General features: G+C 59.4%; 2 protein-coding genes. Both read left to right on the top strand.

Annotation, left to right across the window (positions count from 1 at the left end; genetic code table 11):
- Positions 1-82 precede the first annotated feature (82 nt).
- Positions 83-1186 (top strand): IS5 family transposase, encoded by a 1104-nt coding sequence (locus QN224_RS33450; RefSeq protein WP_283980159.1) that lies wholly within the window; start codon positions 83-85, stop codon positions 1184-1186.
- The coding region (locus tag QN224_RS33445; RefSeq protein WP_283980158.1) for a hypothetical protein at positions 1183-1523 on the top strand (341 nt) is incomplete at its 3' end. The genes QN224_RS33450 and QN224_RS33445, both read left to right, overlap by 4 nt.

Genomic DNA, 1523 nt, shown 5'->3' with positions numbered 1-1523 from the left:
GGCCTAGCAGGCTGTTGAAAAAGAAGCTGGCCTAGAGGCTTTAGCCGTGATTCAGTGGCTTCGTGAGTTTCGGAGTTGATGGATGCGCGGCGGCGATGTGAGGACGGGTGAACTCTTCAGCTATGTCGATCTGGAGGATCGGGTTCGTCGTGATCATCCGCTGCGGGCAATCCGGCGGATCGTGAACGACGCGCTCGTTTTGCTGGAACGGGAGTTTGCAGCGCTCTATTCGCCGATCGGGCGGCCGTCGATCGCGCCTGAGAAGCTTCTGCGCGCCATGCTTTTGCAAGCCTTCTATTCGATCCGCTCTGAGCGGCTTTTGATGGAGCGGCTGGAATACGACCTTCTGTTCCGCTGGTTCGTTGGCATTGGCATTGACGATCCCGCTTGGGACCATTCGGTGTTTTCGAAGAACCGCGACCGGTTGCTGGAAGGCGACATCGCCGCGAAGTTCCTCCGTGCGATCCTGGCGCAGCCCAAGGTAAAGCGGCTGCTGTCAACGGACCACTTCTCTGTCGATGGCACGCTGATCGAAGCCTGGGCGTCGATGAAGAGCTTCAAGCCGAAGGACGGCCCAAGGGGCGATTCTGGCGAACCACCGTCGGATGCAGGTGGTCGGAATGTGGAAGCAGACTTTCATGGCGAAAGGCGTTCCAACGAGACGCATGCTTCAACGACCGACCCAGACGCAAGACTTTATAAGAAGGGCAAAGGCAAGGAGGCCAAGCTGTGCTTCATAGGGCATGGGCTGATGGAAAACCGCCATGGCCTGCTGGTCGATGCCTATCTGACAGAGGCCAGCGGATATGCTGAACGGGTAGCGGCGCTGCACATGGTCGAGCCCTTCACTGAGCGGACACAAGCGATCACGCTGGGTGCCGACAAGGCCTATGACACAAAGGACTTCGTCAAAGATTTGCGGTCGATGAAGGTGACGCCCCATGTGGCGCAGAACATCAATGGTCGCCGCTCGGCCATCGACGGGCGCACGACGCGCCATTCCGGCTATGGGGTCAGCTTGCGTATCCGCAAGCGCATCGAGGAGGCGTTCGGCTGGATCAAGACCGTCGCGGGGCAGGACAAGACGAAGTTCCGTGGCCGCGACCGCGTCGGATGGGCCTTCACCTTCGCGGCCGCCGCCTATGATCTGGTGCGGTTACCGAAACTGATAGCGGTGCTGTCATGAGCGCGGCGTCGAATTGCCGCCTGATTGGCTGCTGGCGGATCGTCGAGGCCGATCTGTGGGATCGGGATTATCTCGACCTGGTCGAGCCCGCCAAAATTACCATCGGGGCCAACGGTCATGGCGAGATCGCCTTCGGTGCGATGCAAGCGGGCCTCGATCTCGGTTACAGCACGTCCATGGTCTCCTTCACATGGGCAGGATGCGACGAAATGGATGAAGTCTGGGGTGACGGACATGCCGAATTGCTCGACGATGGCACGATCGAGATCACTTTCGCATACCACAACGGCGACGAGGCCATACTCAAGGCCAAACCGGAGACTTCTTCAACAGCCTG

It is taken from the genome of Sinorhizobium sp. 7-81 (assembly GCF_030124405.1).
Classification (GTDB): Bacteria; Pseudomonadota; Alphaproteobacteria; order Rhizobiales; family Rhizobiaceae; genus Sinorhizobium; species Sinorhizobium psoraleae.
This window is presented reverse-complemented; position numbering and strand designations above follow the sequence as displayed.

Bases quoted from the DNA above. Each gene is read 5' to 3' on its own strand.
- QN224_RS33450 (WP_283980159.1), top strand. From the start codon at position 83: ATGCGCGGCGGCGATGTGAGGACGGGTGAACTCTTCAGCTATGTCGAT.